General features: G+C 36.8%; 23 protein-coding genes and 1 pseudogene. 19 read left to right on the top strand and 5 right to left on the bottom strand.

The window, feature by feature from the left end; translation table 11 throughout:
* Nucleotides 1–216: 216 nt before the first annotated feature.
* The 9 genes from KXD37_RS05485 (at nt 217) to KXD37_RS05525 (ending at nt 3,819) form a co-directional block, all read left to right on the top strand.
* Complete coding sequence (locus tag KXD37_RS05485) at nt 217–372, top strand: hypothetical protein (protein ID WP_263463404.1); 156 nt, start codon at nt 217–219, stop codon at nt 370–372.
* Between the two features lie 17 nt (nt 373–389).
* Nucleotides 390–683 (top strand): hypothetical protein, encoded by a 294-nt coding sequence (locus KXD37_RS05490; RefSeq protein ID WP_106021355.1) that lies wholly within the window; start codon nt 390–392, stop codon nt 681–683.
* Nucleotides 684–825: 142 nt separating this feature from the next.
* Complete coding sequence (locus KXD37_RS05495) at nt 826–1,170, top strand: hypothetical protein (RefSeq protein ID WP_042976089.1); 345 nt, start codon at nt 826–828, stop codon at nt 1,168–1,170.
* A gap of 56 nt (nt 1,171–1,226) precedes the next feature.
* Nucleotides 1,227–2,066 (top strand): thymidylate synthase, encoded by an 840-nt coding sequence (locus KXD37_RS05500; protein ID WP_263463378.1) that lies wholly within the window; start codon nt 1,227–1,229, stop codon nt 2,064–2,066.
* Nucleotides 2,066–2,605 (top strand): dihydrofolate reductase, encoded by a 540-nt coding sequence (locus KXD37_RS05505; protein ID WP_263463379.1) that lies wholly within the window; start codon nt 2,066–2,068, stop codon nt 2,603–2,605. The genes KXD37_RS05500 and KXD37_RS05505 overlap by 1 nt, the downstream gene beginning before the upstream one ends.
* Nucleotides 2,606–2,711: 106 nt before the next feature.
* Entirely contained in the window at nt 2,712–3,065 is a 354-nt protein-coding gene (locus KXD37_RS05510) for a hypothetical protein (protein WP_263463380.1), read from the top strand.
* A gap of 12 nt (nt 3,066–3,077) precedes the next feature.
* Nucleotides 3,078–3,368, top strand: a complete 291-nt coding sequence (locus KXD37_RS05515; RefSeq protein WP_263463381.1) for a hypothetical protein — start codon at nt 3,078–3,080, stop codon at nt 3,366–3,368.
* Nucleotides 3,369–3,578 carry a hypothetical protein gene (locus KXD37_RS05520; RefSeq protein WP_059293304.1) on the top strand — a complete coding sequence of 70 codons (210 nt, stop codon included), beginning with the start codon at nt 3,369–3,371 and terminating at the stop codon, nt 3,576–3,578. It abuts the gene before it with no gap.
* A 46-nt stretch (nt 3,579–3,624) separates the two neighbouring features.
* The gene (locus KXD37_RS05525; RefSeq protein ID WP_263463382.1) at nt 3,625–3,819 is read left to right on the top strand and encodes a hypothetical protein; all 195 of its coding nucleotides are present in this window, start codon (nt 3,625–3,627) and stop codon (nt 3,817–3,819) included.
* Nucleotides 3,820–3,840: 21 nt separating this feature from the next.
* Here the strand turns inward: KXD37_RS05525 and sspC are convergent, their stop codons facing one another.
* Nucleotides 3,841–4,059 carry an acid-soluble spore protein SspC gene (sspC, locus tag KXD37_RS05530; protein WP_041336474.1) on the bottom strand — a complete coding sequence of 73 codons (219 nt, stop codon included), beginning with the start codon at nt 4,057–4,059 and terminating at the stop codon, nt 3,841–3,843.
* A 118-nt stretch (nt 4,060–4,177) separates the two neighbouring features.
* Here sspC and KXD37_RS05535 point away from each other — a divergent pair, with 118 nt between their 5' ends.
* The 4 genes from KXD37_RS05535 (at nt 4,178) to KXD37_RS05550 (ending at nt 6,122) form a co-directional block, all read left to right on the top strand.
* The gene (locus KXD37_RS05535) at nt 4,178–5,005 is read left to right on the top strand and encodes a metallophosphoesterase (RefSeq protein WP_263463383.1); all 828 of its coding nucleotides are present in this window, start codon (nt 4,178–4,180) and stop codon (nt 5,003–5,005) included.
* 44 nt (nt 5,006–5,049) lie between these two features.
* Nucleotides 5,050–5,229, top strand: coding sequence for a hypothetical protein (locus KXD37_RS05540; RefSeq protein WP_263463384.1), 180 nt, complete (start codon nt 5,050–5,052; stop codon nt 5,227–5,229).
* 230 nt (nt 5,230–5,459) lie between these two features.
* Nucleotides 5,460–5,834 (top strand): helix-turn-helix domain-containing protein, encoded by a 375-nt coding sequence (locus KXD37_RS05545; RefSeq protein ID WP_263463385.1) that lies wholly within the window; start codon nt 5,460–5,462, stop codon nt 5,832–5,834.
* A gap of 117 nt (nt 5,835–5,951) precedes the next feature.
* Nucleotides 5,952–6,122: a hypothetical protein gene (locus KXD37_RS05550; RefSeq protein ID WP_263463386.1), complete on the top strand. Its 171-nt coding sequence runs from the start codon at nt 5,952–5,954 to the stop codon at nt 6,120–6,122.
* A 16-nt stretch (nt 6,123–6,138) separates the two neighbouring features.
* On the opposite strand, the gene KXD37_RS05555 is transcribed toward KXD37_RS05550, so the two are convergent.
* Nucleotides 6,139–6,381 (bottom strand): helix-turn-helix domain-containing protein, encoded by a 243-nt coding sequence (locus tag KXD37_RS05555; protein WP_263463387.1) that lies wholly within the window; start codon nt 6,379–6,381, stop codon nt 6,139–6,141.
* Nucleotides 6,382–6,455: 74 nt separating this feature from the next.
* On the opposite strand from KXD37_RS05555, the gene KXD37_RS05560 reads away from it, so the two are divergent.
* Both KXD37_RS05560 and KXD37_RS05565 read left to right on the top strand, forming a co-directional pair.
* The gene (locus tag KXD37_RS05560; protein WP_263463388.1) at nt 6,456–7,043 is read left to right on the top strand and encodes a hypothetical protein; all 588 of its coding nucleotides are present in this window, start codon (nt 6,456–6,458) and stop codon (nt 7,041–7,043) included.
* 4 nt (nt 7,044–7,047) lie between these two features.
* Nucleotides 7,048–7,218, top strand: a complete 171-nt coding sequence (locus KXD37_RS05565; protein ID WP_164914266.1) for a hypothetical protein — start codon at nt 7,048–7,050, stop codon at nt 7,216–7,218.
* On the opposite strand, the gene KXD37_RS05570 is transcribed toward KXD37_RS05565, so the two are convergent.
* A complete protein-coding gene (locus KXD37_RS05570) occupies nt 7,210–7,677 on the bottom strand; it encodes an SDR family NAD(P)-dependent oxidoreductase (protein WP_213417550.1) in 468 nt (155 codons plus the stop codon). The genes KXD37_RS05565 and KXD37_RS05570 overlap by 9 nt on opposite strands.
* Nucleotides 7,678–8,033: 356 nt before the next feature.
* Here KXD37_RS05570 and KXD37_RS05575 point away from each other — a divergent pair, with 356 nt between their 5' ends.
* The gene (locus KXD37_RS05575) at nt 8,034–9,182 is read left to right on the top strand and encodes a phytase (protein WP_263463389.1); all 1,149 of its coding nucleotides are present in this window, start codon (nt 8,034–8,036) and stop codon (nt 9,180–9,182) included.
* Between the two features lie 69 nt (nt 9,183–9,251).
* Here the strand turns inward: KXD37_RS05575 and KXD37_RS05580 are convergent, their stop codons facing one another.
* Together KXD37_RS05580 and cgeA are read right to left on the bottom strand one after the other, a co-directional pair.
* Nucleotides 9,252–10,205, bottom strand: a complete 954-nt coding sequence (locus KXD37_RS05580) for a DUF3880 domain-containing protein (protein WP_188323065.1) — start codon at nt 10,203–10,205, stop codon at nt 9,252–9,254.
* Between the two features lie 6 nt (nt 10,206–10,211).
* Nucleotides 10,212–10,613: a spore crust protein CgeA gene (cgeA, locus tag KXD37_RS05585; RefSeq protein WP_024121772.1), complete on the bottom strand. Its 402-nt coding sequence runs from the start codon at nt 10,611–10,613 to the stop codon at nt 10,212–10,214.
* A 203-nt stretch (nt 10,614–10,816) separates the two neighbouring features.
* Between cgeA and cgeC the strand changes: the two are divergent.
* The 3 genes and pseudogenes from cgeC (at nt 10,817) to KXD37_RS05600 (ending at nt 13,263) form a co-directional block, all read left to right on the top strand.
* Nucleotides 10,817–11,097: pseudogene (cgeC, locus tag KXD37_RS05590) on the top strand (spore maturation protein CgeC).
* A gap of 77 nt (nt 11,098–11,174) precedes the next feature.
* Nucleotides 11,175–12,455 (top strand): glycosyltransferase family A protein, encoded by a 1,281-nt coding sequence (locus KXD37_RS05595; protein ID WP_188323064.1) that lies wholly within the window; start codon nt 11,175–11,177, stop codon nt 12,453–12,455.
* 28 nt (nt 12,456–12,483) lie between these two features.
* On the top strand, nt 12,484–13,263 hold the full coding sequence (locus KXD37_RS05600; RefSeq protein WP_188323063.1) for a GNAT family N-acetyltransferase: 780 nt from the start codon (nt 12,484–12,486) through the stop codon (nt 13,261–13,263).
* Nucleotides 13,264–13,321 lie beyond the last annotated feature (58 nt).

Here is a 13,321-nt window from a genome sequence, read left to right on the forward strand (position 1 = left end):
AAGCATGGATGCTAAAATTATAATACTCAAATACATATCAATCCTTCCTTTCTTTGTTTTTACAGTTTTAATAATTGACGTCGATTTTACCACATTTAGGATATAGGTGTCGATGGATTAATCATTTAAATAAAAGAATGCTTTTATCCGAATTTATTAAGGAGGTAAGTGATCATTAATAACCAAGAAGGAGATTTACAAGCAAAATATGACGACATGCTTTATAGGAACGGTCTTTGCTTTGTGTTTCTTCAGTTACGAGGACTTGAAGATGAATTTATTGAGCACATGAGACGAGTTGCTGAGTATGAAAAAGATCTGAGATACAAAAAGGCAGCGTCTAATTTCTTGAAGATGATCGACCATAATTAAAATAGGTGGGTGATTAATTGTTAAAGTATAAAAATAAAATATTAAAGAGTATTGAAAAGATCAACAAACTTGAAGAAGGGTTGTCACTATTTGAAGAAGGTGACGAAGAATATTTAAGTGTATTAGTGAAAATTCAGGGGCTATATGATGAAATCTCAGATACTGCTTTAGAGTGTTTTAAAGAGATGACTGCAAAAATCAGGAAAACTGGTCAGAAACGGATTGTAAAAGGGATTGATCAGTTACCACATGCAATTAAAGAAAGTATTACTGATCAAGTGAATGGTTTAAAAGGGGAGCTATTTGAATAAAAGCAAATATGAATGGTGTTGAATTTGAGGGTGAGTAATAGCTAATCAAACACAAATATAAAATTAGGAGATGTTTATTATAACATATGTAACTTTATTTCTAGCAGCTTATCTAATTGCATTAAACATTAATGAGGTCAGATTGATTGTTCGAGGAGAAGGTAATGCGTATAGAAAAGTAAAGAATGTGGTCGATAATTCATCATTAGAAAATATGAAACGAAATAAGAATTTGATTTACCTGTTTACTTTGCTCAAGGGGATATCTTTCATTGTCCCTTTGGCTTATATCGGATTAATTATGCATGATAACATTCTAATGCTTGCTTGGACAGCAGTTTCACTTATTTATGTTGTCCTTAGTATGTTTAAAGTTTTAGATGTATTAGACGGTGAAAGAATCAAGCAAAACACATATTTTTACTTGTTATTTGTTTGTGGGAATTTTCTTTTTGTTGTATTTTATTTGGCAGATATATTCGTATAAAATATTTAATTAATGCTTTACTTTTTCAAATACTATTTCCAAAAGGACTGAGAATCATGACTCAATTCGATAAACAATACAATTCAATTATAAAGGATATCATCAATAATGGAATCTCAGACGAAGAGTTTGATGTAAGAACCAAGTGGGAATCAGATGGAACACCTGCTCATACACTAAGCGTGATTAGTAAGCAAATGAGATTCGACAACTCAGAGGTTCCGATTTTAACGACAAAAAAAGTTGCCTGGAAAACAGCGATTAAAGAGTTGCTCTGGATTTGGCAGCTGAAATCGAACGATGTTAATGATTTAAACAAGATGGGCGTACATATTTGGGATCAATGGAAACAAGAAGATGGCACCATTGGACATGCATACGGATTCCAGCTGGCCAAGAAAAACAGAAACCTAAATGGAGAAAAAGTGGATCAGGTTGATTATCTTCTACATCAATTGAAGAACAATCCATCTTCACGCAGACACATTACAATGCTGTGGAATCCTGATGAATTAGACTCAATGGCCTTAACACCATGTGTATACGAGACACAATGGTACGTTAAACAAGGGAAACTCCATCTGGAGGTAAGAGCACGGAGCAATGATATGGCGTTGGGAAATCCATTCAATGTATTTCAGTATAATGTGTTGCAGCGCATGATTGCTCAAGTCACAGGTTATGAGCTTGGTGAATATATCTTTAACATTGGGGATTGCCATGTGTACACACGTCATATAGACAATTTGAAAATTCAAATGGAAAGAGGACAGTTTGAAGCACCTGAACTATGGATCAATCCTACCGTTAAAGATTTTTATGATTTTACAATTGATGATTTCAAGTTGCTCAACTATAAGCATGGGGAAAAGCTTTCATTTGAGGTAGCGGTTTAATGCTATCTCTTATTGCTTACTGTGATAGAACTCTGGCCATTGGATATCAAAACAAATTACTGTATCATTTGCCTGCTGACATGAAACACTTCAAAGAAAAAACTGAGGGGAAAATATGTATTCAAGGAAGATCGACATACGAATCAATTATAGGTATGACAGGTAAGCCTCTACAGAATAGAAGGAATATTATACTCACCAGAGATAAGAATTTTAAGCCGGATTATTCGTCCTTTGTTTATCATTCAATTGAGGAGATTTTAAAACTCATTCAAGGGCAAGTTAACCCTGATGAGGAAGTAATGGTGATAGGGGGAAGTATGATTTACAAAGCATTCTTGCCCTACGCTGATAAAGTATATTTGACAATTGTTGACTCAGTCTCAAAAGAAGCAGATTCATATTTTCCTATGTTAAATGACCATTGGAAAGTGACTAATAGACAGCATAATAAAGCCGATGAAAAGAACAAATACAATTATTCTTTTCTAACTTTTGAAAATAATTATAGACAAAAGCAAAAAATATGTATAATATGATAACAGAAGGATAATGAAATAAAAGTTTTTTATTTAAAATACAAAAACAAAAAATATGCATTTTAATAAAACTAATATTTTATTGAAACTTTAAGGAGGTGATTCATTGGGGGCAGGAGACAAAATACATAACGCAAATGAAAAGATAGCAGCCTTGAAGAAAAAGAAATACAAATTTGAAACAATGAAACTTGAAACACAGAGGAAATTGTTAAGACTTGAAACACAGCAGAACAAAGAGAAACTAGAAATTCTATTCGAACTCGGTGAAATTCTAAACCAGTTAGTAAATGAAGAATGGGTAAGCTCGACTATTGCTACTAAAATTATTAAAAGGAATAGAGGAGCATATCGGAATCTATTTGTGTTTAGGGAAAATAAAGCATACATAAATAAGGGAAAATTCAAAGAGCTACATGATCAATTTATTCAGCTGACACAAAAATTAAATGATATCTAAGGAGTTGGCGAATTGGAAAATAAATTGCTTATCGATAATGCGAATACGGTATTTGAAAAGAAAGATGATAAATATTTCGGTTATAAATCTCGTTTTGGAGATATCGTTATTGGTGGAGTATATTCTTATAGATTTGTAGTTCACTACGCAAAAACGAATCAAGACGTTGTTATTATACCTGGCGATGCGAATACGGTAACGACTCCGGTCTGTACAACGCTAGAGGAACGTTTATGGCAGCCGGAGAAAAGCGCACAAATACGCCGTGATGAGATCGTTGAGCAGGCAAAGGAGGACGAATAAATGAAACCAGAAAATTTACGGATTATTAAGGGGCATGGATGGTACAAAAATTTTGTAGGCCATGTTTATGAAATAGTAGAAGAGGATTTTATACAAGAAGCATATTTGGTTAAAACTTGGTACACAACTGAAGACGACATAAGAATGAAATTGTGTGTAGTTTTTAAGGAAGACTGTGAAATTGAAATAAGTGAAAAAGTTGTTCAGTAAAGTGATTATTAAATAAAATCTGTATTTTAAAGAGAAAGGTGATTATATGAAAGAAACTAGTTATATTCCAAACTGTCCGGCTTTGAATTTTAATTCACCTCATCAACTGGGACTAATGTATATGGGAGGAGGATTAGATTATTTTTCTAATTTTTATGAATGCAAACACTGTGGAGCAGAAATCGAAAAAAGAACAACTGGAAATCGATCGACTTATGCTGTAAAAGAGAAAAAGGAGTAGCAGAAGCCACTCCCATACACATTAATGAAATTGACCGCCCATGTTCTGTTGAGCTAAGCGAACTAAACGTTTAGTGATTTCTCCACCAACTGAACCGTTTGCACGAGAAGTAGTCTCAGCGCCTAATTGAACACCAAACTCAGAAGCTATTTCAAGTTTCATTTGTTCAATAGCTGAAGCTGCTTGAGGAACTAATAACTCATTATTGTTGTTTGATCTTGATCTGCTTTGTTGAGCCATCTTATTCATCTCCTAAAGTGTAATGAAAACAAGCTTGTTTGAATCATATTATGGAGAGATTATTTTAATTTATACACGCAAACAAATAAATTTTGTAATGAAGATAGGTGGGGATAAAATGAAAATCGATTATGTATCAGATCTCCATATAAATCATTGGATTCCTTGGAATGTAAATCAGATTAAGTGGGAGAAGCGAACAAGAGAAATCGTTAATAGGTTAATCTCAAACGGTAATGGAGAGGTATTAGTCATTGCCGGTGATTTTACCGAATGGAATCAACAAACATTATGGGTTCTAGATGAGGTAGCAAAGCAATACGAGAAGGTTTACTTTACATATGGAAATCATGATCTTTATTTACTTAGCAAGAGCCAAAAAAGAAAATACTCAGACTCAATAGGCAGGTTGAATGATTTAATCAAAAAGGCTGCTGACATAAAAAATGTAACACCATTAATTAAGACAACTGATACATACAAAGGTAAAGTCTTTGCAGGAGATGTAATGTGGTACCTTCCAAAAGGAATCGAAGGATGGGACTTTTTTAAAGGAGTATCTAATGACTCTAATTACATTTGTATTAATGGTTACAACAAAGTAGATGGGGTAAGAGCGATGTGGAAAGAATCAATGGATTGGTATGAAACGCTTGAAAGTGCACATGTTGATGTATTTGTCTCACATGTTCCACCTGTTCACAATCCTTATTCTCCGTTTGAGCCAAACAGCTGCTATATGGTTGATGTGCCATTCATTAACGCAAAACATTGGATTTGTGGCCATGATCATTTACAAGCTGAGTTTGATAAAGAGGGAACAAATTTTCACATGAACTGTATTGGATATCCGTATGACTATGATAAATATCCGAGTGTCAATGTGATACCTGGTGAAGAAGTAGATTCATATAAAACGTTTGAACTTAAAACATTCGAGATTTAGATTCAATTAAAATTCTAATTTTATTCAAAAAAGAGGTGCAATGGATGAGTTGGGGAATATCTCCAGATGCTACAAATAAAGAGAAATTGAAGGCTGAAATGGCTGATTACTTAAACGGTTTAAACTCAACAGGAGAAATAAGTTGTGCAGTATACAGTGAAGTATTTGATGTCTCTATGAATTTACTTGACCAAATGTATGACTTAGGAAAGTTTGAAAAATAACTTGATAAAATGTTGATTTTATTTAGAGTGTTTGCCTTTATATCATTTTTAGTTGGATGAATATGTACGAAAATAAGAAGGGATTACAAGCTGACTGGCTTAAATTCTATTAAACATTCTGCTAGTATTATTATGTGAATATTGAAAAACAAATGGGAGTTTTAAAACCATGTTTTTAAGCAGATCACTTTAGAGTGGAATGATTATAAAATTTTTTGGAGTGAATTCTAATGAGTAAGACTGAAGAATTTAATTTAGCAGCTTATATAAAGCAGATAAGAATCAATCGGAATATAACACAGAGCAAACTTGCTGAGCTAGCGGATTTAACAGTATCATATATTTCTCAATTAGAAAGTGGCAAGAGGAAAAATCCCTCTCAAAAGACTTTAAAAAAAATAGCCGTGGCACTTTCAATACCAACTATAGATGTTGTGAAGGTATCAAATTTTATTTCGGATGCTAATTCTGATAACAACTTGAAAGTATTCGATGTTAGCGGATTAGAAAGTCAGGATATTCAACACATTGAGTCTCAAATTGAGCTGTTGAAAATAAAGAACAAATATAAAGAAATATGTACAGACGAACGGCAAGATATTTGAGTGAAAAAGATAATTGTTATGAGTTTTAAAGATCACTGGGTGTATTGAAATCTCAGGTATTCAAGACGCCCTCTTAAACTTTTAGAATAAAAATAAAATTAGTGGAGGATGAGCGGTATGGCCGAGGCTTATCATTCAATTCAAACATTATATAACAAGATGGATAGACAAATGAAAACAGTAAAGGAGGCAATTGAAGAAAAAGATTTGCAAAGAGCGCATCGTAACTTAATTAACTTAGCTGACAATAATGAAGAATTAATGCAGGAAATTAGGTGGATCAAATAGGGAACCACCATGTAATTTATTTGATTAAATGTCTGCGCTCTTTAAAGTTCCATACATATAGCTCTTCTATAGAGCAGCCTATGGCATCAGCAATTGTCATTGCTGTTCCAATATTCATGTTTGATTTAAAACCACCTACATAATCATTAATACGTTGTTTTGATAATCCAGTACGTTCAACAAGATCTTCAATTGAAACGCTATATTCATGCATGAGCTCATTGAGTCTTGAATCAACTGGTTTCCATTGTTTTTTCACTATGTACACCTCTTTCAGGAACGATTTTAGCACATACATATTTTACCTTCAATATAGATTAGGAGAGTGATTGATTGGGAGCAAACAATCAAGGAAAAGTTTTTGAAGCGAACATTGAAAAATCTGCAGCAGATCAAAAGTTGTTCTTCTACCGGATTAAAGACGTTAACCCAATGTTTTTGAAAAGGGGAGCAGTGGTATCAAAAAACAAATATGATTGCTTTCTGTTTTTTAAGGGGTATTTGTTCCCCTTTGAGCTTAAGTCGACAAAAAGTAAGTCCATTTCCTTCAGCGAGAAAATCATAAAGCCGCAGCAGATTAAATATTTAAAGGAAGCAACACAGTACCCAAACATAATCCCTGGTTTTCTGTTTCAATTTAGAGAGCCTGTGAACAAGGTTTATTTCGTACATATTGATGATTTCCTTACATATAAGAACATAGCTGAAAAACAGTTGGAACATACATATAAGAATAAAGTAAACAAGTCCAGTATCCCGATTGCGATTTGTGAAGAGATTGGGACTGAAGTGCGCTCGATGAAAAAGAAAGTGAATTATACATATTATTTAAACAAGCTTTGCGGGGAACTAATTAAAAAAGAACAGTCAAGAGACAAACCCTTACATACATATAATACTCCTGTGAAAACGGGGGGGTAGATAAATGCCTTATGAAGAATATGAAGAACTGAAGAAGAAAACAATTAAGGTTATTCAAAGAAAAAACTACTCAATAAGAATTATTGACCAAAAATTTGAGGATGATAACTTAGATCAGTTTTATAAAGAAGTTGCAAGATTACTATTTGAAAGGGCTCTGAAAAGTTCAGAATAGCCCTTTCTTTTTTATCAATTTGTAGTCAGTATCTTTAAAAACAGCTTTATCTGTACTGATATTGATGACATGCTGTACTCCATTGATTAGGGCGGCCTCCACCACATTCTGTCCGCCGATGAGATTGGTCTGGATCGCTTCAAACGGATTGTCTTCGCATGTCGGTACCTGTTTCAGCGCTGCTGCGTGAAAGACGATATCGACACCTGTCATCACCTGATTCACTCTCCGGTGGTCGCGCACATCTCCAAGTACAAATGAAAGCCGCTGATCCTCCGCATACTTTTGACTCATAACATACTGTTTACTGTCGTCTTTGCTGAATACAATGACCTTTTTTGGTGTAAGCAGCAAAAGGCGTTTGACAATTTGACTTCCGATTGAACCCGTTCCGCCAGTGACTAAAACTGTTTTGTTATGGAAAAATGGTTTTAGTTCTGCTGTTTGCTGTTTAGGCATGGCTTATCCTCCAACTCTCGTTTCTCTACCATGCATCATATGTTCAACATTTTAATCGAGTTAATGAAAGCAACCAATAAAACGAAATTTAGGGGAATGATGATGTCACAAAGTGTTCTTTTTTAATAGAAAATGAAGAGATTGGCTTAATCTAACTAAATAAACAGTGTACTAAATTTTCATATTATCTTTTTTCGCTCCATATAAACAGGTCCCATATGATCTTATCACGTCCATATAAAAAGCTCTCTTTTGAATTAGAAACACTACGAAAAAAAAGGTTCGATTGTCTCACTGTTCATTAACTTCATATATTTTACAATAAGAAATGAAGGTTAAAATAAGGAGGCTGTAAAATGAAGTATCCAAAAACTATTCTGTTTAGTGCCGCTGCGGGTTTATTGCTTAGCCTATCTGCAAACTCGGTATCGGCTCATCAGGCTGATGAAGCGAATCATTTCAAAGTGACGGCAAAGGGAGAGACTGACCCGGTTGCTTCAGGAGATGACGCAGCGGATGATCCGTCCATTTGGGTTGATGCAAAGCATCCGGAAAAAAGCAAATTGATAACGACAAACAAGAAGTCCGGGTTAGTCGTGTATGATTTGGACGGCAAACAGATCAATTCTTACGAGTTTGGCAAGCTGAATAATGTCGATCTGCGTTATGATTTTCCGTTCAACGGCAAACAGATTGACATTGCCGCTGCTTCAAACCGGACAGAAGGAAAAAATTCGATCGAAGTTTACGCCATTGATGGGGAAAAAGGTGAATTGAAAAGCATCACAGACCCAAAACATCCTATTTCCACTGATATTTCTGAAGTTTACGGTTTCAGCCTGTATCACAGCCAAAAAACAGGGGCATTTTATGCGTTGGTAACAGGAAAGCAAGGAGAGTTCGAGCAATATGAAATTGCCGACAATGGGAAGGGATATGTAACAGGGAAAAAAGTGCGGCAATTCAAATTACATTCACAAACTGAAGGTCTCGTCGCAGATGACGAGTACGGGAATCTCTATATAGCGGAGGAAGACACAGCGATTTGGAAATTTAATGCTGAACCATCTGGAGGATCGCAGGGCAAAGTCATTGATCATGCTTCTGGAAAGCATTTGACAGCTGATATTGAGGGCTTGACCATTTATTATGCGCCGGACGGAAAAGGTTATCTTATCGCCTCAAGCCAAGGCAATAACAGCTATGCGTTGTATGAAAGACAGGGAGGCAATCGGTATATTGCCAATTTTGAAATTACGGATGGCGAGAAAATAGACGGGACGAGTGATACTGACGGTATTGATGTTCTTGGTTTCGGGCTGGGGCCAAAATATCCGTACGGCATTTTTGTAGCGCAGGACGGAGAAAATATAGAAAATGGACAAGCTGTCAATCAAAATTTCAAAATTGTATCATGGGAACAGATTTCTCAGCATCTAGGCGGAAAACCTGACCTGAATAAACAGGTGAATCCAAGGAAGCTGAAGGACAGATCTGATGAATAAAGAAGCAGCCTATTTTCGGCTGCTTTTTTATGTGCACGAAAAAATCGTTCATATGAAATGAACGATTTTTCAAGAAAGCGCCAGATGAATGGCTTTCAGTTTTGCGGGAAGCTCATCAAATGTATGAGCAGGAACGGTCTCTTTATAATTTAACGCCGCAGCTTTGTTTCGTTCCTCAGGATGATTGATATAGAAAGCGGCTTTTTCCTTAAAGTCGTTGATGCTGTGATAAGAAATAAAGGATGAAAAAGGATGTGCCGCGGGGAGATCCACTAGTTGAAATGCTTCGCATGCAGCGATATCAAAGGTGCGGTTATTAAAGCTTGTATTTTTAATGCGGCTTTTATTTTTGTTGAACATAAAATGATACGGCCGATGCGGATTGATCACGATGTCTGCCCCGTTATAATAATGAACGGCCTGTTCAGGCGGAACCCATGTGCTGACTACATCTATATGCGGCTGTTTGAGTACTTTTTTAGGCAGGTATTTTCTCCATTCCTTTCCGATGACCCGAACGGTGTACGGGAGATATGCCGCTTCTTTCACAAGCTGAACCCGATTAGGGTAAGGATAGCCGATGATAAGCAATTGTGAATGAAAGGAATGTGCGGTGTCCATTTTTTTAAACAGCCGATGATTAACAGGAATCGGAACATAATAGATATGCTGATAACCAAGATCCTGATAATAGAGAGCAGCATTTTGGTCAATTGTTAAAACTGCGTCAGCGTGCTTTATCACCTGAAGACTGATATCAATATAAAATGGGTCTTCTGTCAGCCAAACATATACGGGAATACCCTTACCCTTTAACCAGGTCAGCCAGTCGTGAGGAACGTGAACTCCAACCATCATGAGTGCGAAATCCGGCTGAAACGTTTCAATGCGTGACAGCGATTCGGTGTCTGGTGTATCTGCAGCCATGTATTCTGTCTGAGCGTGCCGAAAGCATTCTTCAGCCCAGCGGTCAAAATAACTGTATATTCCTCCATATCCCGACTGGATATACAAAATTTTCATTAGAGGTTATGAAAAGAATGTAACGCTTTCTACTTTATCTACATCAATCAATGTTGTCGCTTGACCTGGCGGAGTTACAGAGCTTTCCTGTGTGACAAATACGATGCCGTGAACTTGATCAAAAGCAACAAAGACAACCGGACCGATCATGTCACCGGAATCTGTCACAATGCTGATGGTAGTGCCAGGTGTAATTCTGGCAAAAATCCATCTTGCAGGAAGGGAAGGATCTAAAACAGATTCAGCAGTAACCGTTTCGCTTTCGTCAACTTTTTTATCAACAGCAGCTTCAAGTAATTCTTTAAGGTTATTATTCACGTTTTCTCCTCCTTCTGTTGCATTTGTAAATAAAGGGCTTAAAAGGCTTTTAATAATATCCTTTTTTAACTGCGCATTTTCACTGCTCAACACATACACCTCCTATTAATTATTGAACTCACGTTTAATCATATTCTCCTGATTGGCAATTGGTATGAGTCGAACGCCGTACCTGAGCTATTTTTCATATATTTAAGGAAAATGCTGATTTTCTTCTATGGATGGACATTGCCTATACCGCAATTGACAGCATGTTCATATTGTGAAACAGAGGGTAAGGGAGAGAGGGAAGTTTGGATTTAGAAAACAAAGTGAACCAAGAAGAAAATGACGACGAATTGCATTTTATTCTGTTTTTATTCATTCTGCTTATACGTCAAACAGCTTCAGACGGAAATCAATCTGGTCTCAAACGCCAGCTCGTAGTTGCCAAGAGCTTGGTGTCCGATTTCAAGAGTCAATCTGATCAATGGAGATACGCTTCAAAATGTTATCGTAAAAATCCCTGGCTGATTTGGTTATTTTTCAGAACCCGCTAAATCAAACGGGATCAAATGTTGCTATTGTAAGTTGAGGTGCTTTTTACATGTTGACAGAGGCTCTGCTTGCTGCGGAGCCGTTTTCATGTGTGACAATAGGAGGCTTGCAGAGATGGGGGACAAAGTTTCCATTATTTTAACGAGTTATAACAAACCTGATTATCTGCAAATGGCGATTGAGAGTGTCATCAATCAAACTCATAGCAATTGGGAGCTTTTTGTTATGGATGACCATTCAAATGAGAAAACGATTGCGGTGATTCACAAGTACCTTCATGACCAGCGCATTCGTTATAAAAACAGCTTCGTCCATCCTCAAAATCGATTAAAAACAACCCGTTATGCCACATTAATTAATAACGCTCTTCCATTTGCCGCAGGCGACTACATTTCTTATCTCACCGATGATACAGTTTATCATCCTGATCGGCTGAGCCATATGGTGCAGACATTTTTGTGTCATCCTGAAGCACAGGCAGTCTATTCAAAACAAAAAGTTGTTCATGTAAACGAAAGAGGAGAGGAAATTTCCCACTTTTACAGAGATGCCAATGCGGTGCTTGATCAAGCCGCTTTTCAAGTCGATCATTGCTCTGTTATGCATCGCCGTTCGTTGCTTGATCGGATCAAAGATAAATATGGAAGCTATTGGGACGATGATATGATGCATTGGAATCACGGCGACTCAATTTTTTGGATTAGAGTAAACACATTTGCCCCGTTCCTGCCGATAAATGAAGTATTAGATACAACGTATAAGACCCCGAATTCCTTTCAAAACGCTTATCAGTTTCTGCCCGCCGATTTGATTGACGGCACGTTTGTAAAAGGATCTGATCAACATGTGTATTTTCTTGATCAAGGTGTGCGGCATCCTGTGGGGGAGAGATGGAGTTCAGTGTATCTGGATCGGACTGTTGTTATCCCCGATCCGTATTTATTTCAATATCATACGGGGAAATGTTTAAACATTCCGAATTATGTTTTGGTAAAAGAAGCTGACCAGCCTGCAGTATTTTACATTGACGCCGGTAAAAAAAGACGGATAGAAAGTCAGCATGCTTTTCAATTTTATCAATTTAAAAGAAAAGATATTTTGACGATTGAAAAAGAAGTGCTCGAGGATCTGCAGGAAGGGCCGCCTATCACGCGGGACAGATCTGGGGTGATCGCAAATCCGCCTGGACGAAGGCTGTTTTTTATAGAACGCGAGCGGTTTCTATTTCTAAACGGTGTTTTTCATCCAATCAGCGAGCAAGTGGCGAGAAAATTCTTTTTGCAGCAGAAACCAATACCCGCTTCTTTCCGGAATATTCAGCAATTTCCAATTGGAAAGCCGTTTTATCCGGTGTACGATGAGATTATAAAGAAATTAAATATTGCAATCGAGTAAATGTATAGGTCATAAAAAGGAGACATTCATGACAGGACATTATTCAAAAACGGAGCATCAATACCTATCGTTAACGTCTGAATCGAAGTTGTTTGGTCATTACAGTGTATATAAAGATTCCAAGCTGCCGCAAATTTTTTCTCATAATTTTGTGCAGCTTCATGATACATTTCCATTGGAGCGTATACCTGATTTTTTGCCGTCCGTACCGAAGCTGCTTGATGCGAATTATATCCATTTAAAAGCGTCTCCTCAGCATGTTTTTCCGCTCGTTTTGAAGCAGTCGCTTGTGAAAAGCGGTTTTGTGGTTGAAGATGAGCTGTTATACTGCATGAAGCTTGAAGACTGGAAGGGACAGACGGGACATCCTTTCACGGCATGGGGGACGGCAAAGAGTCTTAGTGACGGATCTTCTATCATGAAAATTTATGACTCGCTTTATATAGGAGAGGCAACCGCAGAACAAAAATTAGTGAGAAAATATCCTTTTTACAAAGCGGGTACGATTTTGCTTGTCGTTTGTTACAGCGATTCATCACAGAACATTCCGATTGGCTGCGGAGAACTTTTTATTGATTCGCAAGAGAAAACGGCGAAAATTGAAGAAGTGGCGATTTTGGATCAGTTTCAAAGAAGGGGCTACGGCAGTATTCTTGTGGGTGAGATGCTGTCCATTGCCAAATCTTTAGGAATGGACGATGCTTATTTAGTGGCCTCAAATTCTGATGGCGTTACTCATTTTTATGAAAAGCTCAAATTTAAAAAATTTGAGCGGGTGCACACTGTTTTTCATTATTTCCTTACATAGATGGGCATTTGCACAAACCGTTTGGGACTTGGCCCGCATACAATGCCGTATATCGTGA

The sequence above is a fragment of the Bacillus sp. XT-2 genome (assembly GCF_025696525.1).
Taxonomy (GTDB): Bacteria; Bacillota; Bacilli; order Bacillales; family Bacillaceae; genus Bacillus; species Bacillus halotolerans.

Bases quoted from the DNA above. Each gene is read 5' to 3' on its own strand.
- KXD37_RS05505 (WP_263463379.1), top strand. From the start codon at position 2,066: ATGCTATCTCTTATTGCTTACTGTGATAGAACTCTGGCCATTGGATAT.
- KXD37_RS05525 (WP_263463382.1), top strand. From the start codon at position 3,625: ATGAAAGAAACTAGTTATATTCCAAACTGTCCGGCTTTGAATTTTAAT.
- KXD37_RS05600 (WP_188323063.1), top strand. From the start codon at position 12,484: ATGACAGGACATTATTCAAAAACGGAGCATCAATACCTATCGTTAACG.
- KXD37_RS05545 (WP_263463385.1), top strand. From the start codon at position 5,460: ATGAGTAAGACTGAAGAATTTAATTTAGCAGCTTATATAAAGCAGATA.
- KXD37_RS05540 (WP_263463384.1), top strand. From the start codon at position 5,050: ATGAGTTGGGGAATATCTCCAGATGCTACAAATAAAGAGAAATTGAAG.
- KXD37_RS05570 (WP_213417550.1), bottom strand. From the start codon at position 7,677: ATGCCTAAACAGCAAACAGCAGAACTAAAACCATTTTTCCATAACAAA.
- KXD37_RS05580 (WP_188323065.1), bottom strand. From the start codon at position 10,205: ATGAAAATTTTGTATATCCAGTCGGGATATGGAGGAATATACAGTTAT.
- KXD37_RS05500 (WP_263463378.1), top strand. From the start codon at position 1,227: ATGACTCAATTCGATAAACAATACAATTCAATTATAAAGGATATCATC.
- KXD37_RS05595 (WP_188323064.1), top strand. From the start codon at position 11,175: ATGGGGGACAAAGTTTCCATTATTTTAACGAGTTATAACAAACCTGAT.
- KXD37_RS05550 (WP_263463386.1), top strand. From the start codon at position 5,952: ATGGCCGAGGCTTATCATTCAATTCAAACATTATATAACAAGATGGAT.
- KXD37_RS05520 (WP_059293304.1), top strand. From the start codon at position 3,369: ATGAAACCAGAAAATTTACGGATTATTAAGGGGCATGGATGGTACAAA.
- KXD37_RS05575 (WP_263463389.1), top strand. From the start codon at position 8,034: ATGAAGTATCCAAAAACTATTCTGTTTAGTGCCGCTGCGGGTTTATTG.
- KXD37_RS05485 (WP_263463404.1), top strand. From the start codon at position 217: ATGCTTTATAGGAACGGTCTTTGCTTTGTGTTTCTTCAGTTACGAGGA.
- KXD37_RS05565 (WP_164914266.1), top strand. From the start codon at position 7,048: ATGCCTTATGAAGAATATGAAGAACTGAAGAAGAAAACAATTAAGGTT.
- KXD37_RS05535 (WP_263463383.1), top strand. From the start codon at position 4,178: ATGAAAATCGATTATGTATCAGATCTCCATATAAATCATTGGATTCCT.
- sspC (WP_041336474.1), bottom strand. From the start codon at position 4,059: ATGGCTCAACAAAGCAGATCAAGATCAAACAACAATAATGAGTTATTA.